The organism is Bradyrhizobium sp. BWC-3-1, from assembly GCF_032917965.1.
Classification (GTDB): domain Bacteria; phylum Pseudomonadota; class Alphaproteobacteria; order Rhizobiales; family Xanthobacteraceae; genus Bradyrhizobium; species Bradyrhizobium canariense_D.
This window is the reverse complement of the sequence record NZ_CP136625.1, coordinates 4,280,169-4,300,806: the sequence shown is the minus strand read 5'-3', so window position 1 is coordinate 4,300,806 and position 20,638 is coordinate 4,280,169. Positions and strand designations below refer to the sequence as shown.

The 20,638-nt window shown below is 63.6% G+C and carries 21 protein-coding genes and 1 tRNA gene; 8 read left to right on the top strand and 14 right to left on the bottom strand.

Going from position 1 to position 20,638, the window contains the following annotated elements:
* Nucleotides 1-309: 309 nt before the first annotated feature.
* The 4 genes from clpX to RX329_RS20845 form a co-directional block, all read right to left on the bottom strand.
* A complete protein-coding gene (gene clpX / locus RX329_RS20860) occupies nucleotides 310-1,581 on the bottom strand; it encodes an ATP-dependent Clp protease ATP-binding subunit ClpX (RefSeq protein ID WP_007603503.1) in 1,272 nt (423 codons plus the stop codon).
* A 441-nt stretch (nucleotides 1,582-2,022) separates the two neighbouring features.
* Nucleotides 2,023-2,658: an ATP-dependent Clp protease proteolytic subunit gene (locus tag RX329_RS20855; protein ID WP_007611005.1), complete on the bottom strand. Its 636-nt coding sequence runs from the start codon at nucleotides 2,656-2,658 to the stop codon at nucleotides 2,023-2,025.
* A 331-nt stretch (nucleotides 2,659-2,989) separates the two neighbouring features.
* A complete protein-coding gene (gene tig / locus RX329_RS20850; RefSeq protein WP_085362115.1) occupies nucleotides 2,990-4,351 on the bottom strand; it encodes a trigger factor in 1,362 nt (453 codons plus the stop codon).
* 173 nt (nucleotides 4,352-4,524) lie between these two features.
* A tRNA-Leu gene (locus tag RX329_RS20845) sits at nucleotides 4,525-4,609 on the bottom strand.
* Nucleotides 4,610-4,762: 153 nt separating this feature from the next.
* Here RX329_RS20845 and RX329_RS20840 point away from each other — a divergent pair.
* Entirely contained in the window at nucleotides 4,763-6,067 is a 1,305-nt protein-coding gene (locus tag RX329_RS20840) for a multicopper oxidase family protein (RefSeq protein WP_317246362.1), read from the top strand.
* 1 nt (nucleotide 6,068) lies between these two features.
* Here RX329_RS20840 and RX329_RS20835 read toward each other — a convergent pair whose 3' ends face one another.
* Together RX329_RS20835 and RX329_RS20830 are read right to left on the bottom strand one after the other, a co-directional pair.
* The gene (locus tag RX329_RS20835) at nucleotides 6,069-6,509 is read right to left on the bottom strand and encodes a GNAT family N-acetyltransferase (protein ID WP_204511359.1); all 441 of its coding nucleotides are present in this window, start codon (nucleotides 6,507-6,509) and stop codon (nucleotides 6,069-6,071) included.
* Nucleotides 6,509-8,008 (bottom strand): NAD(P)H-hydrate dehydratase, encoded by a 1,500-nt coding sequence (locus RX329_RS20830; RefSeq protein ID WP_085384770.1) that lies wholly within the window; start codon nucleotides 8,006-8,008, stop codon nucleotides 6,509-6,511. The genes RX329_RS20835 and RX329_RS20830 overlap by 1 nt, the downstream gene beginning before the upstream one ends.
* A gap of 381 nt (nucleotides 8,009-8,389) precedes the next feature.
* On the opposite strand from RX329_RS20830, the gene RX329_RS20825 reads away from it, so the two are divergent.
* Together RX329_RS20825 and glnA are read left to right on the top strand one after the other, a co-directional pair.
* Nucleotides 8,390-8,728, top strand: coding sequence for a P-II family nitrogen regulator (locus RX329_RS20825; protein WP_007603495.1), 339 nt, complete (start codon nucleotides 8,390-8,392; stop codon nucleotides 8,726-8,728).
* Nucleotides 8,729-8,877: 149 nt separating this feature from the next.
* Complete coding sequence (glnA, locus tag RX329_RS20820) at nucleotides 8,878-10,287, top strand: type I glutamate--ammonia ligase (RefSeq protein ID WP_007603494.1); 1,410 nt, start codon at nucleotides 8,878-8,880, stop codon at nucleotides 10,285-10,287.
* A 318-nt stretch (nucleotides 10,288-10,605) separates the two neighbouring features.
* Here glnA and RX329_RS20815 read toward each other — a convergent pair whose 3' ends face one another.
* Complete coding sequence (locus RX329_RS20815) at nucleotides 10,606-11,379, bottom strand: gamma-glutamyl-gamma-aminobutyrate hydrolase family protein (RefSeq protein WP_018455114.1); 774 nt, start codon at nucleotides 11,377-11,379, stop codon at nucleotides 10,606-10,608.
* A complete protein-coding gene (locus RX329_RS20810) occupies nucleotides 11,376-12,173 on the bottom strand; it encodes a hypothetical protein (protein WP_317246360.1) in 798 nt (265 codons plus the stop codon). Before RX329_RS20810 ends, RX329_RS20815 begins: the two co-directional genes overlap by 4 nt.
* Nucleotides 12,174-12,309: 136 nt before the next feature.
* Between RX329_RS20810 and RX329_RS20805 the strand changes: the two genes are divergently transcribed.
* On the top strand, nucleotides 12,310-13,446 hold the full coding sequence (locus RX329_RS20805; protein ID WP_039799329.1) for an AI-2E family transporter: 1,137 nt from the start codon (nucleotides 12,310-12,312) through the stop codon (nucleotides 13,444-13,446).
* Between the two features lie 6 nt (nucleotides 13,447-13,452).
* Here RX329_RS20805 and RX329_RS20800 read toward each other — a convergent pair whose 3' ends face one another.
* From RX329_RS20800 to RX329_RS20775, 6 genes are all read right to left on the bottom strand, one after another.
* A complete protein-coding gene (locus RX329_RS20800; protein WP_018455117.1) occupies nucleotides 13,453-13,749 on the bottom strand; it encodes an antibiotic biosynthesis monooxygenase family protein in 297 nt (98 codons plus the stop codon).
* 101 nt (nucleotides 13,750-13,850) lie between these two features.
* Nucleotides 13,851-14,087, bottom strand: a complete 237-nt coding sequence (locus RX329_RS20795; RefSeq protein WP_018455118.1) for a hypothetical protein — start codon at nucleotides 14,085-14,087, stop codon at nucleotides 13,851-13,853.
* A 57-nt stretch (nucleotides 14,088-14,144) separates the two neighbouring features.
* Nucleotides 14,145-15,377 (bottom strand): sensor domain-containing diguanylate cyclase, encoded by a 1,233-nt coding sequence (locus RX329_RS20790; RefSeq protein ID WP_018455119.1) that lies wholly within the window; start codon nucleotides 15,375-15,377, stop codon nucleotides 14,145-14,147.
* 229 nt (nucleotides 15,378-15,606) lie between these two features.
* The gene (gene rpsI, locus RX329_RS20785) at nucleotides 15,607-16,086 is read right to left on the bottom strand and encodes a 30S ribosomal protein S9 (protein ID WP_007603485.1); all 480 of its coding nucleotides are present in this window, start codon (nucleotides 16,084-16,086) and stop codon (nucleotides 15,607-15,609) included.
* 1 nt (nucleotide 16,087) lies between these two features.
* Nucleotides 16,088-16,552: a 50S ribosomal protein L13 gene (gene rplM / locus RX329_RS20780; RefSeq protein ID WP_018455120.1), complete on the bottom strand. Its 465-nt coding sequence runs from the start codon at nucleotides 16,550-16,552 to the stop codon at nucleotides 16,088-16,090.
* 157 nt (nucleotides 16,553-16,709) lie between these two features.
* Entirely contained in the window at nucleotides 16,710-17,138 is a 429-nt protein-coding gene (locus RX329_RS20775) for a PaaI family thioesterase (RefSeq protein WP_007603483.1), read from the bottom strand.
* Between the two features lie 86 nt (nucleotides 17,139-17,224).
* Here RX329_RS20775 and RX329_RS20770 point away from each other — a divergent pair, with 86 nt between their 5' ends.
* The 4 genes from RX329_RS20770 to RX329_RS20755 all read left to right on the top strand — a co-directional run bounded on the left by RX329_RS20770 (nucleotide 17,225) and on the right by RX329_RS20755 (nucleotide 20,635).
* On the top strand, nucleotides 17,225-18,049 hold the full coding sequence (locus RX329_RS20770; protein ID WP_085394853.1) for an enoyl-CoA hydratase: 825 nt from the start codon (nucleotides 17,225-17,227) through the stop codon (nucleotides 18,047-18,049).
* 117 nt (nucleotides 18,050-18,166) lie between these two features.
* Nucleotides 18,167-18,751, top strand: coding sequence for a CoA-binding protein (locus tag RX329_RS20765; protein WP_018455123.1), 585 nt, complete (start codon nucleotides 18,167-18,169; stop codon nucleotides 18,749-18,751).
* 137 nt (nucleotides 18,752-18,888) lie between these two features.
* Complete coding sequence (locus RX329_RS20760) at nucleotides 18,889-20,169, top strand: O-acetylhomoserine aminocarboxypropyltransferase (RefSeq protein WP_317246358.1); 1,281 nt, start codon at nucleotides 18,889-18,891, stop codon at nucleotides 20,167-20,169.
* 121 nt (nucleotides 20,170-20,290) lie between these two features.
* Entirely contained in the window at nucleotides 20,291-20,635 is a 345-nt protein-coding gene (locus RX329_RS20755; protein ID WP_085353377.1) for a hypothetical protein, read from the top strand.
* Nucleotides 20,636-20,638: the final 3 nt, after the last annotated feature.

The following is a 20,638-nucleotide window of genomic DNA, read 5'->3' as shown; positions in this document are numbered from 1 at the left end:
TGCTTTGCCCCCTTGCACGCAGCCCGCCATGCTCATGCGCAACCGCCACAAGGTGCCGAGGTGACCCGCAATACCGATCGGTCCTTTTGAGGTTGGACCGGCTTGCCGAATCGGAACTGAGGCGAATCTTGAAGAGAATTTTTACTCGCCGCCGACATTAGGTGGCTATCGACCCGGGGGGTGTCAAGTCATTGAAAGACGCGCGCCATCAGGCGCTTACGCACGCAAATAAGCGACGCAACACCGGCTGCGGAGATACTTTCCGCAGCCCCTGCTTGAGGAGACGATTGGAGCGTTCCAGCGCCGAAATCAGGCGCTGGCGTTCTCGACGGCGCGATCGGACCGATCGGCGTAGATGTAGAGCGGACGCGCCGTTCCTTCCACGACTTCGCGGGAAATCACGACTTCTTCCACACCTTCGAGGCCCGGCAGGTCGAACATGGTCTCGAGCAGGATCGCCTCGAGGATTGAACGCAGCCCCCGCGCACCGGTCTTGCGCTCGATCGCCCTGCGGGCAACCGCGCCAAGCGCCTCGTCGGCGAAGGTCAGCTCGATGTTCTCCATCTCGAACAGCCGCTGGTACTGCTTCACCAGCGCGTTCTTCGGCTCGACCAGGATCTTCTTGAGCGAAGCCTCGTCCAGATCCTCCAGCGTCGCCACGACGGGCAGACGGCCGACGAATTCCGGGATCAGGCCGTACTTCAGGAGATCCTCAGGCTCGACATGACGGAAGATTTCGCCGGTGCGGCGGTCTTCCGGTGCGAGCACCTGAGCGGCGAAACCGATCGAGGTCGAACGTCCGCGTGCCGAGATGATCTTTTCGAGGCCCGAGAACGCACCACCGCAGATGAACAGGATATTGGTGGTGTCCACCTGCAGGAACTCCTGCTGCGGATGCTTGCGGCCGCCCTGCGGCGGGACCGAAGCCACCGTGCCTTCCATGATCTTGAGCAGCGCCTGCTGCACGCCCTCACCCGACACGTCGCGCGTGATCGAAGGATTGTCGGACTTGCGGCTGATCTTGTCGATTTCGTCGATGTAGACGATGCCGCGCTGGGCACGCTCGACATTGTAGTCGGCGGCCTGGAGCAGCTTCAGGATGATGTTCTCGACGTCCTCGCCGACATAGCCGGCTTCGGTCAGCGTCGTCGCATCCGCCATCGTGAACGGCACGTCCAGGATGCGGGCGAGCGTCTGCGCGAGCAGGGTCTTGCCCGAGCCGGTCGGACCGATCAGCAGGATGTTCGACTTCGCAAGCTCGACGTCGTTGTGCTTGGTCTGGTGGTTGAGGCGCTTGTAGTGATTGTGCACCGCGACCGAGAGGACCTTCTTCGCATGGTTCTGGCCGATCACGTAATCGTCCAGCACCTTGCAGATTTCCTTCGGCGTCGGAATCCCGTCGCGCGACTTCACCAGCGAGGATTTGTTCTCCTCGCGAATGATGTCCATGCAGAGCTCAACGCACTCGTCGCAAATGAAGACCGTGGGACCCGCGATCAGTTTGCGCACTTCGTGCTGGCTCTTGCCGCAGAACGAGCAATACAGCGTGTTCTTGGAGTCGCTCGTGCCGACCTTACTCATTCATGTCTCCGTCCGCGGTTCGATCCCGTCCGCTCGATCGCCCTATTCCGGCACGACAGCCGGTACAGTCTTTCAAATAGAGCAAATTCCGTACCAAAAAAGACCCTACGCGTTACATGCCGTGCGAATCGCGGTCATTCGATTCCCCGCGATCATAGCCGATCAGTCATAGCGAACCATGCTGGCACCCGACTATCAAGAATTCGCTAATCGGGGGTCGCCGGCTACCCGTGACAATACCGTGATTTCCGGTCTTGGCACGGGCGAAGTGATCGAAATCACCCCGGCGTTGCTGGATTGCCACGAAAAACAAGCACGAAAGCGGAACTTTCTGCCTGTCGCAGGGCGCAAAAGTGCGTTTTGCGACGCGCGCACGTGTCCTTAACGTGAACGCTCCCTGATGGTGCCCGCGGTCCCAGAGGGATTGCCGGCACAGTAGTGCTACGGGGTCTTCGGCGACGCGGTTTCCTCGGCGCGCTTGTCGATCACCCTGTCGACCAGGCCGAACTCCTTGGCGTCGCTCGCGGTCAGGAACTTGTCGCGTTCCAGCGCGTCCTCGATCGCCTTGTAGGTCTGGCCGGTGTGCTTCACGTAGATCTCGTTGAGCCGCTTCTTCAGGTTCAGGATTTCCTGGGCGTGCAGCATGATGTCGGTGGCCTGGCCCTGGAAGCCGCCGGAGGGCTGATGCACCATGATGCGCGCGTTCGGCAGCGAGAAGCGCATGTCCTTCTCGCCGGCGCAGAGCAGCAGCGAGCCCATCGAGGCGGCCTGGCCGGTGCACAGCGTCGAGACCGGCGGACGAATGAACTGCATGGTGTCGTAGATCGCGAGGCCCGACGTCACCACGCCGCCCGGCGAGTTGATGTACATCGAGATTTCCTTCTTCGGATTTTCCGCCTCAAGGAACAACAGCTGCGCGACGATCAGCGTCGACATGCCGTCCTCGACCGGCCCGGTCAGGAAGATGATGCGCTCTTTCAGAAGGCGCGAGAAAATGTCGTAGGCGCGCTCGCCACGGTTGGTCTGCTCGACCACCATGGGCACGAGGTTCATGTAGGTTTCAACCGGATCGCGCATGAGTCACCTAGGGTTTTGAAGAGGCGGACATCGCCAGGCCCGGCTGCCAGTCGGGGCTGGATCTGCCGGAAGGCCGATGGACGTCCCGTGATGCAGGAACTTGGCAGAAGAACTTGGTAGAGGCACTTGGCAGAAGGAGAGGGCGTAGCGACAGATATAGCCCAATTCGCGCCTGACAAGTGCGGAGCGAATTAAGGCTTAATCCGTGAGGCAGTTGAAGCTGATTCGTACAAAGAGGCCCAGCCGGGCACCTGGCTAGCTCGACCTCTTCGCTGATCATCCTTAATGCAAGGCTATCCTGGAGGCTCTCCTAAAGGCTCTTCTGGAGCCCTCAGGCCGCGGTCTTTTCCGCCTCGTCGTCCTTGTAGAGATCGTCGCGCGAGACCTTCTTCTCGGTCACCTTGGCAAGCTCGAGGATGAAGTCGACGACCTTGTCCTCATAGATCGGTGCACGAAGCTGGGCCAACGCTTGGGCGTTGCTGCGGTAATAGTCCCAGACCTCCTTCTCGCGGCCCGGCATCGAGCGCGCCCGCTCGATCACGGCGCGGCCGACCTCGTCATCGGTCACGGAGATCTTGTTCTTCTCGCCGATCTCCGAGAGCACGAGGCCGAGCCGCACGCGACGATCGGCGATCTTGCGGTACTCTTCCTTGGCGGCGTCTTCAGTGGTGTCTTCGTCGGCGAAGGTCTTGCCGGCGGAGTCCATCTCGGCCTTCACCGAGTTCCACATCAGATTGAACTCCTCGTCGACCAGCGAGGGCGGAGCCTCGAAGCGATGGGCCTCGTCGAGGCGGTCGAGCAGCGCGCGCTTGACGCGCTGGCGGGTCGCGGTCGCGAACTCGGCCACCAGCCGCTCGCGCGCCGCTTCCTTCAGCTTGTCCAGCGATTCCAGGCCGAGCGTCTTCGCGAACTCGTCGTCGATCGCGAGATCCTGCGGCGCCTCGATCAGCGTCGCGGTGGTCTCGAACTCGGCCGGCTGGCCGGCAAGCTTGTCGTTCATGTAGTTCTTGGGGAACGCCACCTTCAGCGTGCGGGTCTCGTTGGCGGCGATGCCGATGAGCTGCTCTTCGAAGCCGGGGATGAAGGTGTTGGATCCGATCACCACCTGGATGCCCTCGCCGGCGCCGCCTTCGAAGGCTTCGCCGTTGATGGTGCCCTTAAAGGCGACGGTGACGCGATCACCCGATTCGGCCTTGGCGCCCTCGCCCTTCGCGGCATAGCCACGGTTCGAATCGGCGATGCGCTTGATCGCCTCGTCGACGTCGGCGTCGGTGACTTCGGCCACGGGCTTTTCGACCTCGAAGGTCTTGAAGTCGGCGAGCGCAATCGACGGCACCACCTCGATCGCAACCGTGTAGGTCAGATCGGTTTTGCCGTTGAGCAGCTCCTCGACCTCGGCCTGCTCGGTCGGCATGGTGATCTTCGGTTCGGTCGCCAGGCGGAAGCCGCGCTCGGAGAACAGCTGAGTGTTGGTGTCGCGGATGGTCTGGTCGATGGTCTCGGCCATCACCGAGCGGCCATAGACCTTCTTGAGGTGCGTGACCGGCACCTTGCCGGGACGGAAGCCGTTGATGCGAACCTTGTCCTTGAGGTCGACGAGCTTGGCACCGGCCTTGGCGTCGAGATCAGACGCGGGAACGCTGATCTTAAACTCGCGCTTCAAACCTTCCGAGAGGGTTTCTGTGACCTGCATGGTGTCCAATCTTCTTCTCGTTCGGTCCCGGCGCGCATGCGTCGGGACGCTGTCATTAATCGATCCGGCGCGAGGCGAACGCCTCAACGCCGGTGGTTCATCGGACCGACTTCCGGCGGACAAACATCCGCGCGGGAGCAGATCGCGTAATCCGTGCAAACGCTGAAAGCGCTTGGTGCGGGCGGAGGGACTCGAACCCCCACAACTTTCGTCACTGGAACCTAAATCCAGCGCGTCTACCAGTTCCGCCACGCCCGCGTAAATTTGCATCAAGACCGGCCGCGATGCCGCGGGCGGCGGGCTTATAGCATGTGCCCGCCTGTTCGCAGCAAAAAAATGGCCCGATAGAGGCAGGCTTCACCTAGGCACGACGGCTGGACTTATCCAGCACGGCGTGGTCCGGATCGGCCCATGAAAACGCGGATCTTCGACCTGACGAGGCGCGAGGTTTTGGCCGGATTTGGCGCCTCTGCGGCCGGGCTGACGGCGGGCGGCGCAGTCTCGGCCGTGACCGCCCAACTCGCGCTTCAGGCAAGGCCGGCAACGCTGGCTCTGAGGTCGGGGCAGCCGGCTACACCCATCTGGGAGCTGGCCGCCGTCAGCCATCTCGGGGATGTCCGCCTCAAACGTGGCGACCGCTGCGAGGTGGTCTTCCGCAACGACCTGCCTGTGCCGCTTGCACCAGTTTGGTACGGCCTCAATGGCCCGGCCGCGGCCGACCCGCTTCGGGGTCGCGCACCGACGGCCCCGGACGCGACGGAAACATCAATCATTTCAGTGCCAACCGCGGGAACCCTGTTGGCCGACTTCCGGCTGTTCGAGGACGGCCTGAAGCAGCCCGCGCGCCCGCTTCCGATCATCGCCACCGAGACCAACACGGTCGCCGCCGATCGCGACGTGGTCCTCTTGATCGAGGAGTGGCGGCTGCGGCCGGATGGGACCGCACTTGCCCCGGGCCGGGACCCGAAGGACACATCCCCGCTCTATACAATCAACGGAACGACTTCATTCGAACTTTCAGCTTCAGCAAATGAGCGGCTGCGGCTGCGCTTTATCAACGGCTCGCAACGTTCTGTTCTGGCGATCAAATTGGAAAGTCACGAGGTCCACGTGGTGGCCCTGGACGGACAGCCGGCTGAGCCGTTCCCGGCTCGCAACGGCGCGCTGGTGCTGGCTCCCGGCGCACGCGCCGACGCCTTCGTGGATGCGGCCACATCGGCCCCATTCCTGCTGCATGACGGCAAGGAGGCGCGCCAGGTCGGCCGCCTGACGGTCTCCGGCAAGCTTGACCGGCGCGCGCCGCCGTTGCCGCTCTTGCCACTCCCTCCGAATGACCTGCCCGACCGGCTCGATCTGAGGGGCGCCGTGCGATTCGATGTCGCTCTCGGGGCAGCCGACGCCGGGTGGGTACGGGCCGCAAATTTCTCGACGTCCTCCGCCCCCGCCTTTCGCACCAAGGCCGGCCGCACCGTCGTGTTGGCCCTCAAGAACCCCGCCCCCGTCGCAACCGTCTTCCATCTCCACGGCCACCATTTCCGCCTGCTCGACAAGCTCGACGACGGCTGGAAGCCCTATTGGCTCGACACGCTCGCGATCGAACCCGGCCAGACCCAGCGCATCGCATTCGCTGCGGCCTCTCCCGGGCGGTGGCTGATCGAATCCGTCGTCACCGACTGGGCCGCGCCGCGGCTGGTGCGCTGGTACGAGGTGGAGTGAGCTATCGGCCACGCGTCCAAAGATAGCGAGCGTCCGGTTCTTTCTCCTCGTTTCGGGTCCCGTTGGTCTGCTCGATCAGCGTGAACCCGCGCGCTTCATAGAAGCGGCGCGCCAACGCGTTGCGCTGGAAGGTCCAGAGCTCCAGCTGTTCGCTGGCCTGCTTGGCGATATCGAGGAGTTCGGTGCCGACGCCGCGCCCTTGAACAGCAGGAAGCACGTAAAGCTGCTCGACCCAGCCGTCACGGACAGCGATGATTCCGCTCAGTACATCGGCATCGAAGCGTCCCCACACGCGGCACGTCGCCAAGACATGCTCGCGGTAGAACCAGCGGTCCTCATCCGGCGTATGCAGCCCAGCAAGCCAGGGCATCGCATGGTCGAATGCAGCCCGGTGAACCTGCGCCGCCGCGCCCATATCGGTGAGCGCGAGCGGCCTGAGCATTAGTACTCGATCCCCAGCGCATGATAGATCCGTCGGTGCACGGCGGGCAGCGTCTCGGTGAGATCCTCCGCGATCAGGCCCGGCCCCGCCTCGCTCGCCGCTTCGCCATGCATCCACACCGCGATGCTGGCGGCTTCGAACGCCGGGACGCCCTGCGCAAGGAGGCCTGCGATGATGCCGGCGAGGACGTCGCCGGCACCCGCGGTGGCGAGCCAGGGCGGAGCGTTGGCGGCGATGGTGGCGCGGCCGTCGGGCGCGGCAATCGTGGTATCCGCGCCCTTCAGCAGCACGACCGCGCCGGAGCGCTCGGCGGCGGCGCGCACGCGCTCGATCTTCGAGCGCCCAGGATGTTTGTTGCTGAGGTCGGAGAACAGCCGCGGGAACTCGCCCTCGTGCGGCGTCAGCACCACCGCCTTGTCCTGCGACGTCTTGATCGATTCGAACAGGCGCTCGGGATTGGCGGCAAAGCTCGTCAGCGCATCCGCGTCGAGCACCAGGCGCCGCTGGGAGGTAAGCGCCGTGTGGACGAGATCGCAGGTGCGCTCGCCGACGCCCGCGCCAGGGCCGATGATGCAGGTGTTGTAACGCTTGTCGCCGAGCAGCTCGCCGAACTCGATGGCGGTATCGACGGGGTGAACCATCACCGCGGTGAGCGCAGCCGCATTGATCGCCAGCGCATCACGCGGCGTGGCCAGAGTCACCAGGCCCGCGCCGGCGCGCAGCGCCCCGCGCGCGGCGAGCCGCGCCGCACCGGTCGCCGCCGCATCGCCCGAGACCGCCAGCACATGACCTCGCGCGTATTTATGGCCGTCGATGCGCGGCACCGGAAAGGCCGAGCCCCAGAAGTCCGGATCGTTCTCAAAAATCTGCGGCGCGATCTCGTCCAGCACCTGCGCCTCGATGCCGATGTCGGCGACGCGGACGTGACCGCAATGCATGCGCCCCGGCAGCAGCAGATGCGCCGGCTTCTTGCGGAAGAAGGTGACGGTCTCGGCGGCGTTCACGGCCACGCCCAGCACGGCCGCGCTGGTGCCGTTGATGCCGCTCGGCAGGTCGACCGCGAGCACCGGCGCACCATTGGCGTTGATCGCCTCGATCATCTCACGCGCCTCGCCCTCGACGGGACGGCTGAGGCCCGCGCCGAACAGCGCATCGATGATTAGCGCCGGTCGCCCGATCGCCTGCGGGTTGAACGGGAGCACCGGGTGTTTCCAACCCCGCGCGGCCGAGGCCGCATCGCCCTGGAGCTGGTCCCGCTCGCACATCAGGATCACCGAGACCTCGCGGCCTTGCGCGGCGAGCTCGGCGGCTGCGACAAAACCGTCCCCGCCGTTGTTGCCCGGGCCGGCCACGATCAGGATTGGCCCCTCCTCCACCAGCGCGTGGGCGGCCTCGGCGACCGCCTGACCGGCGCTGAGCATCAGCTTGAAGCCGGGGGTGCCTGCCGCAATGCTGAGCTGGTCGGCGCGCTGCATTTCGGCGTTGGTCAGAACTTCCATGCCACTTCCCTGTCCAAAAGCCTTTTCAAGAGGCACGTTCCGCACCGGGCCATCCGGCGGAACGACGATCTGCACAGATATTGAACCGTTTGCCTATTTCATAGTCTGCGGTATTTTGTGCGGGTCGGCGCCCACCTATCAGAGCTGCACGTTAAAGGGCTGATAACGCTCCAGTAATCAGGGCATTTGCAACTTGGCATAGACCCTGCTTTCGCGGAAGTCGCTTCGGTTCGTCGTGCTCACTGGCATTTATCAGGGTGTGGCCGGCCGTTGTTGCCGGATTGGTCAGGGATCCCGGCATAGCGAAGACAAGATCATGCGTTAAGAAAAGCGCATCCTGACGAAGACGTTGCTATTGTTCGAAAGGCCGGGAGGCGCGCAGTGAAGAAAATCGAAGCCATCATCAAGCCATTCAAGCTCGACGAGGTGAAGGAAGCGCTTCAGGAAGTCGGCCTTCAGGGCATCACCGTCACCGAAGCCAAGGGCTTCGGCCGGCAGAAGGGTCACGCCGAGCTGTACCGCGGCGCAGAATACATCGTCGACTTCCTGCCCAAGGTGAAGATCGAGATCGTGATCGGCGACGATCTGGTCGAGCGCGCCATCGACGCAATCCGCCGCGCCGCGCAAACCGGGCGCATCGGCGACGGCAAGATTTTCGTCTCCAACATCGAAGAGGCGATCCGCATCCGAACCGGCGAATCCGGGCTGGACGCTATCTGAGCCGGGTGCTATCCCGCATTTTGCGACATTCTGACAAGAAATAGGCTGCTTCGGCGGCCTCGTTTTGTTTGTGCCTCGCGCGCCTCAAGAAGCGTGAACACGGTCGCTCGAAGTTTGGAAACCGACCCGCAGAGCCAAAAGGGGTATGCATGAAGACCGCCAAAGACGTCCTGAAATCGATCAAGGACAACGACGTCAAATACGTCGACCTGCGCTTCACCGATCCGCGCGGCAAGTGGCAGCACGTCACCTTCGACATCAGCATGATCGATGAGGACATTTTCGCCGAAGGCACGATGTTCGACGGCTCATCGATCGCCGGCTGGAAGGCGATCAACGAGTCCGACATGTGCCTGATGCCCGATCCGGTGACCGCGACGATCGATCCGTTCTTCGCCGAGACCACCATGGTCATCACCTGCGACGTGCTCGAGCCGACCACCGGCGAGCCCTACAACCGCGATCCCCGCGGCATCGCCAAGAAGGCCGAGGCGATGGTGAAGTCGATGGGCGTTGGCGACACCGTCTTCGTCGGCCCCGAAGCCGAATTCTTCGTGTTCGACGACGTGCGCTTCTCCGCCAATCCCTACAGCACCGGCTTCCGCCTCGACTCCTCGGAGCTGCCGACCAACTCCGACACCGAATATGAAGGCGGCAATCTCGGCCATCGTGTCCGCACCAAGGGCGGCTACTTCCCGGTGCCGCCGCAGGATTCCGTGCAGGACATGCGCTCGGAGATGCTCGGCGCCATGGCCAAGATGGGTGTGAAGGTCGAGAAGCACCATCACGAAGTCGCCTCCGCCCAGCACGAGCTCGGCATGAAGTTCGACACGCTGACGCTGATGGCCGACCACATGCAGATCTACAAATACTGCATCCACCAGGTCGCGCACATCTACGGCAAGACCGCCACCTTCATGCCGAAGCCGGTCTTCGGCGACAACGGCTCGGGCATGCACGTGCACCAGTCGATCTGGAAGGACGGCAAGCCGGTGTTCGCCGGCAACAAATACGCCGACCTGTCGGAGACCTGCCTCCACTACATCGGCGGCATCATCAAGCACGCCAAGGCGATCAACGCCTTCACCAATCCGTCGACCAACTCCTACAAGCGTCTGGTCCCGGGCTATGAGGCTCCCGTGCTGCTCGCCTATTCCGCGCGCAACCGCTCGGCCTCCTGCCGGATCCCCTACACTGCTTCGCCGAAGGCCAAGCGTGTCGAGGTGCGCTTCCCCGATCCGCTCGCCAATCCCTATCTCGGTTTCGCCGCGATGCTGATGGCTGGCCTCGACGGCATCAAGAACAAGATCGATCCGGGTCCGGCGATGGACAAGGACCTCTACGATCTGCCGAAGGAAGAGCTGAAGCAGATCCCGACGGTGTGCGGCAGCTTGCGCGAGGCGCTCGAAAACCTCGACAAGGACCGCGGCTTCCTGAAGAACGGCGGCGTGTTCGACGACGATTTCATCGACGCCTATATCGAGCTGAAGATGACCGAAGTCGCCCGCTTCGAAATGACCCCGCACCCGGTCGAGTTCGAGATGTACTATTCGGGCTAGGCGGCCCGAACGACCACGACGCACGAAAGGCGCCCCTCGGGGCGCCTTTTTTGTGGTCATCGAGTTTCGTTCTGCGTCTGACTCCATTTCGTTCTCAAAGAACGAATCGGAATCGAGAAAACTGGCGCGCATCAATTCTTGATATCTGGTTTATTGCGCCCGAGAGATCGCGAGCGCTGTTGGTAATTCGCAGGATGCATTCAGCGCCGCGAAATCCATCCTGGAGACTAGTTCTCGTGCCTGTTTGCGAAAATCGCCAATCCTCCGCCGCCGGTCGCAACGATCGATAGCCTTATAGGCCTCGGCGCAGCCCCGCAGCTACGCCGCCGCGCGCTGCTTCGCCACCATGGCCTGACCGAACGCCTCGAACAGTTTTCGGTTGATCGGATTGTGCTGCGGGTCGTATTCGGCGTGCCATTGCACGCCGAGCGCAAAGGTCTTGGCTTCCGCGATGCGGATCGCCTCGATGGTGCCGTCCTCGGCAATGCCCTCGATCAGCACGCGCTTGCCGGGATCGAGGATGCCCTGGCCGTGCAGCGAATTGACCCTGATCTTGTCACAGCCGAGCAATTCCGCGAACGCGCCGCCCGGTGTCAGATCGACGTCGTGACGATCGGCGAACACCACTGTCGGGTCGGGATGGATCTCACCATTCTCAAGCCTTGGCATGCGATGGTTCATGCGGCCCGGGATTTCGCGGATCTCGGGATGCAGCGAGCCGCCGAAGGCGACGTTCATCTCCTGGAGGCCCCTGCAGATGCCGAACAGCGGGATACCGCGGGCAACGCAGGCGACCGAGAGCGCCAGCGCCACCTCGTCGCGGTGGATGTCGTAGGGCTCGTGCGCCTCACACGGATCGACGTTGAAACGGGTCGGATGGACGTTGGCGCGGGCGCCGGTGAGCACGATTCCGTCGACGGTATCGAGCAGCGCGCCGATATCCGTGATGTCGGGCGAGCCCGCGAACATCACCGGCAGACCGCCGGAAACCTCGGCCACGGCGCGCAGATTACGCTCGCCGACCATCTGGACCTGAAATCGATTCTCAACGCGATGGGCGTTCCCGATCACGCCGACGACCGGCTTTCTCATCTCCCGTTCAGACCTCTCGCCGAAGACGATTCTCCAAACATGCCCCTGGGGTGGAACAAATTCAACAGAAGGGTACGCGGGACGGCAATGCTATTTTCGCGCAAATGCCTCCCGGCCACGATCGCGCCGCCAAGGGGCAGGCCGGCGGTCTTCAGCGCGGTCGCCGCCGGGTCGCCCGGCGCAGCCAACCAGGGCAGTTTCGTCTCGATTCCGCGCGTCACGGGCTCCCCGAGCGCGCCACCGAAATCGATCGGCCAAAGCCCGTTGGGCACTATTTCGGCGGTAAGGCCACGGAGTGCGTAACCGTCGCCCAGCACCGCCTCCACATGGTCGCCGGCGACAAGGCGCGCGGTCGTAGGGTCCAGGGGATCGCCAAAGCTCACCAGCGTGGGCATTAGGTCGCCCTGCACCGCGACGACGCCGGTCTGCCGGTTGAGCTCGTTGAACGAGACGCGGTTGCCTCGCGCAGCGCCATAAGCGCGGAGCGCGACATAGTTGATGTCGTCGAGATCGAGCTTCGCGCCCTGCTGATGCGCGAGCAATGCCACCACATTCTTTCCCCGGCCGAGGTCGACGAACACGGCCTCGCCGCGCATCGTGGTGCGGCCGCCCCGGCTATAGCCGCGATCGGGCACGACGGACAGAATGCCCGACCCGGTCTTGATCCCGTCAGGCGTCGTCACCTCGACCCCGAGGCGATATTTGTGACCGGGCCGATTGATCCGGATCTGGTCGCCAATCACGAGCACGGCCAGAAGCCCGAGCAGACCCACCCATTTGCTGATGAAACTCAAGCGCGCCCCACCTGTTCTCTCCTCGTCGGTCTGCACCGTTCATACGGCAGCGTCAAACCAGCGCGTTGACGCGGTCTTGATCAAAAGCGTGTTTGTCGAAAGAGTGCCCCCCGTTCCACCTAAAGGCCATTGCGTGATCACATTCCCGAATGAACGACCCCCGACCCGTTTTGATCTGGCTTGGGGCATTTCGGTCGGCGGCATCGGTGTGGTGCTGTTCGCCGTGCTGCTCGCGTTCTCCTGGTACTTCGCGACCACCCTGCTCCTGATCTTCGCCGGGGTGCTGCTGGGCCTTGGGCTCAACGCGCTGACCAACGCGCTTGGCCGGCACGCGCGTCTTCCGCATACGCTGCGGCTCGCGATCGTCTGCTTGGCCCTCGCGCTGATGCTCGCGGGCATCGCATATCTCGGCGGCGCCACCATCGCCGATCAGGCGGCGGGACTCAGCAAAACCATCAAATCCCAGATCGGCAACGTCAAATCATTCCTGGACAATCACGGCATCGACACCAGCTTCTTCGATTTCGGGAGCTCCGGACCCGGTTCGTCTCCCGACGCGCAACCGGAGCCGACGCCGTCGGCCGGCACGGCGTCGCGCGGGGCAATACCCGGCGCAGGCGCCCTTGCCTCCAGCGGCGGGGCGATCGTGAGCCAGACGTTCAAGCTGCTGCTTGGCACCATCCACGGCGTGGGAAACATCTTCATCGTGCTGTTTCTGGGAGTCGCCTTCGCCGCCCAACCCAGCGTCTATCGCGAGGGATTGCTGTTCATCGCGCCTGCAAAACATCGCGCGCGCACGGCCGTCATCATCGACCGCGTCAGCGAGACACTTGAACGATGGCTGATCGCACAGATGATCGTCATGCTCGCGGTCGGCGCGGTAACCTGGATCGGGCTTCTCATCATCGGCATCCCGGGCTCCTTCATTCTCGGGATTCAGGCGGGACTGCTCGGCTTCATTCCGACCGTCGGCGCCATCATAGCCGGCGTCGTGGTCGTGCTGGCGAGCCTCGCCTCAGGATGGATTCCGGCGCTGTCGGCGTTTCTCCTCTTCATGGGCGTCCACGCCATGGAGAGCTACGTGCTGACGCCCCTGCTGCAGCGGCAGGCACTGGACATTCCGCCGGCCACGCTGTTCGCGTTCCAGATCCTGCTCGGCGTCGTGTTCGGGATCTGGGGCCTGGCGCTGGCGCTGCCACTGGTCGCCATCGCCAAAGTCGTGATCGACCATTTCAAGACGTATGAAGCGCCGCCTCTGGCGGAGGCGGCCTGAGCCGCCTCAGGTGATGAGCACGGTTTCGGTGTGCTCCACCTCAGGCGGTGCCGCAAAATACTGGCCGACGAGGCCGCGCCATTCGGTGAAATTCTCGGAGCCGCGAAAATCGACGGTGTGGTTCTCGAGCGTCTCCCACTTCACCATCAGACGATAGCGCTGCGGCTTCTCGATCGACTTGTGCAGCTCGAAACCGTGAAAACCCTTGGAGCGGCCGAAAGCGGCCTTCGCCTTGGCAACGGCGGCCTCAAAATCCTTCTCGCTGCCCGGCTTGACGTCGATTTGCGCGATCTCGGTGATCATCTGTTTCCACCCATTTTGTTCGATGGGCGTGTCTACCGCAGCCCGCGACAAAGAAAAAGGCGCCGAAACGGCGCCCTGCCCGGTCCAAGAATGCAGATCACTCAGGCGAGCAGCAGAACGGTGCCCACCACCATCAGCGCACAACCGGCGAACAGCGCGAGCGGCCAGTAATTGCGGCCTTGCGTGTAGCGCCCCTGGGCGCGGCGCTCGGTGATCAGCGCGCTCTCGTATTCGTCCGCGGTCGAGAACAGGCACGCGAAGCCGCCGCGTGCCGAAGTCGCCGCGGCTTCGAGCGACATCAAGGCGGTCTGCGGGTTCTGTCGACGGATCGATTCCATGACCGCAATGGTAGGGATCGAATGGTAAACAGGGGATTACCGCGAGGCCTCCTTTGCCTAGGCGGTCGCCGGCTGCGCTTTGGACTGCGTGTTGGGCACGCCGATCCGCGCGGCGCTCTGGCGGCGCCAGTTCTCCAGCGACAGTGGCAGCTCCTCCGCCGACTCGACGCGGTTTCGGCCGCCGCGCTTGGCCTGGTAGAGCGCGGTGTCGGCCGAGGCCAGCAGCACTTCGAGCTCGGTGCCGGCCGGACCGCCGGCGACGCCGATGCTGACGGTGGTGTCGACCGGGCCCTCGTCGACGACGACGCCGGAGGTCTCGAAGGCCTCGCGCACGCGCTCAGCGACCAGCACGCCCTCCTCGAGCGAACACGGCAGGAGGGCGGCGAACTCCTCGCCGCCGATGCGACCCGACATGTCGCTGATGCGCAGATTGCTGACGACGACGGTCGAGAACAGTTTCAGCATCTCGTCGCCGGCGGGATGGCCGAACCGGTCGTTGATCGACTTGAAATGATCGATATCGAAGATCATCACGGTCACGGGACGTCCGGCCTTTGCCTCGCGCTCGATCACGCGCCCGCAGGCTTCCGAGAAGCCGCGGCGGTTGAGCATGCCGGTCAGCGGATCGGTGGAGGCGGCGGTCCGGTGCGCGGTGACGGTGCGCTCGGACACCAGCATGAAGATCACGAACACGGTGCCGACGGCATAAAGCACGAGCTCGACCGCGAACACGGTGACCCAGATGCTGCTGGCGAAACCCGCATCGTGCGGACGCAGGAAGCTGCCGAGCACGATCGGCAGCATCAAGACGCAGCCGTGCATCACCGGCACCACGAAGGCCGGCCAGCGCCGTTGCAGGCTCTTGCGTCGCTCGACCCAGAGCTCGCTGGCGGTCAACGCCGCATAGACCGACACGATGCCGGCGCCGACGATCATGCGCAGCATGGACGCGGCGGGATCGAGCAACGTGGCGGCAGCGACCCAGGCGAGCGCGCCGACCAGGAGACCCGGCCAATTCGGCTTGCGGCCGTGGAAGACGCGCGCCGCATTCCACACCATGCCGCACGCGACGAAGCCGACCGCGTTCAGCGCAAGGTAAAGATGCGGCCCCAATCTGTCGCCCGCCGCCGTCCAGAGCGCGACCGATGCGGCGCCGAGGAGATAGGCGGTGCCCCACCATTTCAGCGCAGCGCTATTCTCCTGCCTTCCGAAAAACACCATCATGGCGCCGAGCAGTGCGGCGACCATGGTGGCGACCAAATAGAGCGTGATGCTATCGAGCGACATCATGTCGGCCCCCTTCTAGACATAGCAGTTACGCGATCGGATCAACCGATTTGCGCGCCCTTCCAAAAGCGACGCTATGTCCCGCGGGTTCCATTCAGGTTTTCATGCGAGCCCAAGTTTTCAGGAAACACGCCATCAATTTGCATACAAACGAACAGCAAAAAGGGCGCTGAAATCAGCGCCCTTTTGCATCTCATTGAAGCCGCTTTCGCGACGAATGCGACCGATGCGATTAACGCTTCGAGAACTGGAAGGACCGGCGGGCCTTGGCCTTGCCGTACTTCTTGCGCTCGACCACGCGGGAGTCGCGGGTGAGGAAGCCGCCCTTTTTGAGCACGGTGCGCAGCTCCGGCTCGAAATAGGTCAGTGCCTTGGAGATGCCGTGACGGACGGCACCGGCCTGGCCGGACAGACCACCGCCGGCGACGGTGCAGATCACGTCATACTGGCCGGACCGCGCGGCCACGGAGAACGGCTGCTCGATCATCATGCGCAGCACGGGACGGGCGAAATAGACCTCGACCTCGCGCGCGTTGACCGTGACCTTGCCGGCGCCTGGCTTGATCCAGACGCGGGCGACCGCGTCCTTGCGCTTGCCGGTGGCATAGGCGCGGTTGAACTTGTCGACTTTCTTCTCGTGCTTGGGCGCGTCGGGCGCGGCCGCCGTCTTGAGCTGCGAGAGCTGGTCGAGCGACTGGATGGATTCGGCCATGTTATGCGGCCCTCGTGTTCTTGCGGTTCAACTTGGCGATGTCGATCTTCTCGGGCGTCTGGGCCTCGTGCGGATGATCGGCGCCGCCATAGACGCGGAGGTTGCCCATCTGGACGCGACCGAGCGGGCCACGCGGGATCATGCGCTCGACGGCCTTCTCGAGCACGCGCTCGGGATGCTTGCCCTCGAGGATCTGGCGCGCGGTGCGCTCCTTGACGTGGCCGACATAGCCGGTGTGCTTGTAATAGGTCTTCTGCTCGCGCTTGCGGCCGGTGAGAACCGCATGCTGCGCGTTGATGATGATGATGTTGTCGCCGCAATCAACGTGCGGGGTGTAGGTCGGGAGGTGCTTGCCGCGCAGGCGCATGGCGACGATGGTGGCGAGACGGCCGACGACCAGACCCTTGGCGTCGATCAGTACCCACTTCTTCGTCACCTCAGCCGGCTTTGCCGAAAAGGTTTTCATGTCAGAGTTTCCGTGAACGGGGAGCATCGGCGCGAACACCGCACCGGACTGGCGGTTTTCTAGAGAACAGAGGCGCCGCGGTCAATGCCCAAAGGCGGAATTTACTTGTTAAATATCAACGGCTTGGAAATATGGTATTAAGATACCCGTAAAAAGTTCAAACGTTTGGAATGGAATAGGTCGAGGTGACATGCGCAATCGGATCGGGCGAGGTGCCGGACAATAGCTTCACCTCACCGACTGCGAGGCGCTTGCCGAGCTTGAGCAGCCGCGCCTCCGCCAGCACGTCCTGCCCGGGCTGGCCCTTGCGCAGGAAGTTAATGTTGAGATTGGTGGTCACCGCGAGCCCGATCGGCCCGATCGCGGACAACAGCACCACGTACATCGCGAAATCGGCGAGCGCCATCAGGGTCGGGCCGGACACGGTTCCACCCGGCCGCAGCATCTTTTCGCTATAGCGCTGACGCAAAAGGCAGGCCTGACCGTCCGCGCTCTCGATCGTGATGTCGTCGCCGCTGAAGGCCTGGGGAAACTCATTGCGGAGGAACTGCTCGAGCTCCGCCACGCTCATTTTCGCTAACGCCATGCTGCCCCTCACCCTCGCTTCACGTCCCCTGTTACATTAAGTTATCTGCGTCATCCAATCGCAATAATCCAACCGGAAACGCTTTGATGTCCGTCCAGGCCGCCCGCGCCCCCTCCCCGCAACTGCCGATCCTGCTGCGCGAGACCGTCGGCCCTATCGCGGTCCTGACCCTGAACCGCCCGGCCGCCCGCAACAGCCTGTCGGCGGCGATGATCGCAAGCCTGCATGCCGAGCTCAACGAGATCCGCGACGACAAGTCCGTCCGCGGCGTCGTAATCGCAGCCAACGGTCCCGCCTTCTCCGCCGGCCACGACATGAAGGAGCTGACCGCGCGTCGCGGCGACCCGGATCGCGGCCGTGCCTTCTTCGCCGAGATGATGACCGCCTGCAGTGCGATGATGCAGGCGATCGTGCACCTGCCCAAGCCCGTGGTCGCATCCGTTCAGGGCATCGCCACTGCCGCCGGCTGCCAGCTCGTGGCAAGCTGCGATCTCGCGATCGCCTCGGAAGCAGCACACTTCGCCACCCCGGGCGTCGACATCGGCCTGTTCTGCTCGACGCCAATGGTGGCGCTGTCGCGCAACGTGCCGCGCAAGCAGGCGATGGAGATGCTGCTGACGGGCGAGCCGATCTCGGCCGCACGCGCCCGCGAGATCGGACTTGTCAATCGTGTCGTTGCGCCCGGCACCGAGCTCGCCGCCGCCATTGCGCTCGCCGAACAGGTCGCGCTGAAATCCGCCTATACCGTCAAGCTCGGCAAGGAGGCGTTCTACCGCCAGGCCGAGATGAGTCTTGCGGACGCCTATCGCTATGCGGCAGAGGTGATGACCGAAAACATGATGGCGCGCGACGCCGAGGAAGGCATCGGCGCCTTCATCGAGAAGCGCACGCCGACATGGCGGGATGAGTAATTCGTCATTGCGAGCGAAGCGAAGCAATCCAGAATCCCTCCTCGGAGACAGACTGGATTGCTTCGTCGCTTCGCTCCTCGCAATGACGGCGAAAGATGAGCCCGAAAAGATGAGCCAATGAACCACGACGCCTATCCCGACAATTACATCCGGGGCATCCTCAACAACGTGAAGTCGATCGCGATGGTCGGCGCTTCGCCTGCCAACGTGCGGCCGAGTTATTTCGCGTTCAAATATCTGGCCCAGCGCGGCTACGACATGATTCCGGTTAATCCCGGCCATGTCGGCAAGGAGCTGCTCGGAAAACCCTTCGTCGCCTCGCTGTCCGACATCGGCCGTCCGGTCGACATGATCGACATTTTCCGCAACTCCAGCCACATCATGCCGGTGGTCGAGGAAGCCCTCACGCTCGATCCGCTGCCGATGGTGATCTGGATGCAGTTGGGGGCGCGCGACGATGCGGCGGCGCTGAAGGCGGAATCGGTCGGTATCAAGGTGGTGATGAACCGCTGCCCCAAGATCGAATATGGCCGCCTGTCGTCGGAGATCTCGTGGATGGGCGTCAATTCGCGCACGCTGAGCTCCAAACGCGCTCCGGTACCGACGCAGGGCATGCGGCTATCCCTCAATCGGATGAGTGTCGGCGGCGGCGACACTGCGGCATCGGACCGCGCCGCCAAAAACAAGACCGAGCAAAGCTGACGCAATTGCGAAGGTTTCATTCGCGAACGCGACAATGCGTAGCACGATCGTTCCGATGTGAAGCCGCGCCTTGACGGCAGCCGCGGCGCCAATCAGCATGCCGCGCGATTTCAGACCACGAGAACAGGACGCCCTCAATGAGCGATCGCCTTCCGGGATTTTCGACCCTCGCCGTGCATGCCGGTGCACAGCCCGATCCCACCACCGGTGCGCGCGCGACTCCGATATATCAAACGACGTCGTTCGTCTTCAACGATGCCGACCACGCCGCCTCTCTGTTCGGCCTGCAGGCGTTCGGCAACATCTATACCCGCATCGGCAATCCCACCAACGCCGTGCTGGAAGAGCGCGTCGCGGCGCTCGAAGGCGGCACGGCCGCGCTGGCGGTGGCCTCGGGCCATGCCGCGCAGGTCGTGGTGTTGCAGCAATTGCTCCAGCCCGGCGACGAGTTCATCGCCGCGCGAAAGCTCTATGGCGGCTCCATCAACCAGTTCACCCACGCGTTCAAGAGCTTCGGCTGGAACGTGGTGTGGGCCGATCCCGACGACATCGCGAGCTTCGAACGCGCGGTCACGCCGCGCACGAAAGCGATCTTCATCGAGTCCATCGCCAATCCCGCCGGCAGCATCACCGACATCGAGGCGATCTCGACGGTGGCGCGCAAGGCGGGCGTCCCGCTGATCGTCGACAATACGCTGGCCTCGCCCTATCTGATCCGCCCGATCGACCACGGCGCCGACATCGTCGTGCACTCGCTGACGAAATTTCTCGGCGGCCACGGCAATTCGATCGGCGGCATCATCGTCGATGCCGGCACTTTCGACTGGTCGACAGGCGGCAAATATCCGATGCTATCGGAGCCGCGGCCCGAATATCACGGCATCCGGCTCCAGGAGACGTTTGGCAATTTCGCCTTCGCGATCGCCTGCCGCGTGCTCGGCCTGCGCGACCTCGGACCCGCGCTGTCGCCGTTCAACGCCTTCATGATCCTCACCGGCATCGAGACATTGCCGCTGCGCATGCAGAAGCACTGCGACAATGCGAAAGCGGTCGCCGAATTCCTCGCCGGCCATCCGGCGGTGGCCGCGGTGAACTATGCGGGCCTTGCATGCGACAAGTACAACCAGCTCGCGCGCAAATACGCGCCGAAGGGTGCCGGCGCCGTGTTCACCTTCAGCCTGAAGGGCGGCTACGATGCCGGCGTCAGCCTGGTGTCGAAGTTGCAGCTGTTCTCGCATCTGGCCAATGTCGGCGACACCCGCTCGCTGGTCATCCATCCGGCCTCGACCACGCACAGCCAGCTCGACGACGCCGCCAAGGTCAAGTCCGGCGCCGGCCCCGACGTGGTGCGGCTCTCGATCGGCATCGAGGACAAGGAAGATTTGATCGCCGATCTGGAACAGGCACTGGGCACGTAGCTGTCCTGGACATTCCGGGGCGCTTTGATGTGCCCCGGGAGTCCGGCTCCAGTTAACAGTCATTAACCATATCTGCCGCATACATCGTCACTGGATCGCCCCCTTTGATTCGGAGCCGACGATGCTGCGCTGGATGGTGCCTGCCCTTGCGGCGATGTTGACAGTCTCAGCTGCGTTCGCCGCCGATCTGCCGGCCACGCCAAAGCGGCGGGCGGCCGCTCCGCCGCAGGAGCCGCCGCAGGTCTATGTCGAGACCGATCCGGATGCGCTGATCTCGCCGGCCTACGGCATCGGCAGCTACATCCGCAATTTGCCGGGTACGCCACTGCTCCCGGGCTCCCACACGCTGCCGGGCTATTACGGCCGCCCCTGGGACTACGATTACCAGGGCGCGTATTACGGCGGGAAGCAGGTCGATTATTTCTGGCGCCTGCCCTACTCGTGCGGCATCTACGGCTATTGCTGAAGA

Bases quoted from the DNA above. Each gene is read 5' to 3' on its own strand.
- glnA (WP_007603494.1), top strand. From the start codon at position 8,878: ATGAAGACCGCCAAAGACGTCCTGAAATCGATCAAGGACAACGACGTC.
- RX329_RS20755 (WP_085353377.1), top strand. From the start codon at position 20,291: ATGCTGCGCTGGATGGTGCCTGCCCTTGCGGCGATGTTGACAGTCTCA.
- RX329_RS20830 (WP_085384770.1), bottom strand. From the start codon at position 8,008: ATGGAAGTTCTGACCAACGCCGAAATGCAGCGCGCCGACCAGCTCAGC.
- RX329_RS20795 (WP_018455118.1), bottom strand. From the start codon at position 14,087: ATGGAATCGATCCGTCGACAGAACCCGCAGACCGCCTTGATGTCGCTC.
- clpX (WP_007603503.1), bottom strand. From the start codon at position 1,581: ATGAGTAAGGTCGGCACGAGCGACTCCAAGAACACGCTGTATTGCTCG.
- rpsI (WP_007603485.1), bottom strand. From the start codon at position 16,086: ATGGCCGAATCCATCCAGTCGCTCGACCAGCTCTCGCAGCTCAAGACG.
- RX329_RS20760 (WP_317246358.1), top strand. From the start codon at position 18,889: ATGAGCGATCGCCTTCCGGGATTTTCGACCCTCGCCGTGCATGCCGGT.
- RX329_RS20835 (WP_204511359.1), bottom strand. From the start codon at position 6,509: ATGCTCAGGCCGCTCGCGCTCACCGATATGGGCGCGGCGGCGCAGGTT.
- RX329_RS20815 (WP_018455114.1), bottom strand. From the start codon at position 11,379: ATGAGAAAGCCGGTCGTCGGCGTGATCGGGAACGCCCATCGCGTTGAG.
- RX329_RS20855 (WP_007611005.1), bottom strand. From the start codon at position 2,658: ATGCGCGATCCGGTTGAAACCTACATGAACCTCGTGCCCATGGTGGTC.
- RX329_RS20840 (WP_317246362.1), top strand. From the start codon at position 4,763: ATGAAAACGCGGATCTTCGACCTGACGAGGCGCGAGGTTTTGGCCGGA.
- RX329_RS20765 (WP_018455123.1), top strand. From the start codon at position 18,167: ATGAACCACGACGCCTATCCCGACAATTACATCCGGGGCATCCTCAAC.
- RX329_RS20775 (WP_007603483.1), bottom strand. From the start codon at position 17,138: ATGGCGTTAGCGAAAATGAGCGTGGCGGAGCTCGAGCAGTTCCTCCGC.
- rplM (WP_018455120.1), bottom strand. From the start codon at position 16,552: ATGAAAACCTTTTCGGCAAAGCCGGCTGAGGTGACGAAGAAGTGGGTA.
- RX329_RS20800 (WP_018455117.1), bottom strand. From the start codon at position 13,749: ATGATCACCGAGATCGCGCAAATCGACGTCAAGCCGGGCAGCGAGAAG.
- RX329_RS20790 (WP_018455119.1), bottom strand. From the start codon at position 15,377: ATGATGTCGCTCGATAGCATCACGCTCTATTTGGTCGCCACCATGGTC.
- tig (WP_085362115.1), bottom strand. From the start codon at position 4,351: ATGCAGGTCACAGAAACCCTCTCGGAAGGTTTGAAGCGCGAGTTTAAG.
- RX329_RS20770 (WP_085394853.1), top strand. From the start codon at position 17,225: ATGTCCGTCCAGGCCGCCCGCGCCCCCTCCCCGCAACTGCCGATCCTG.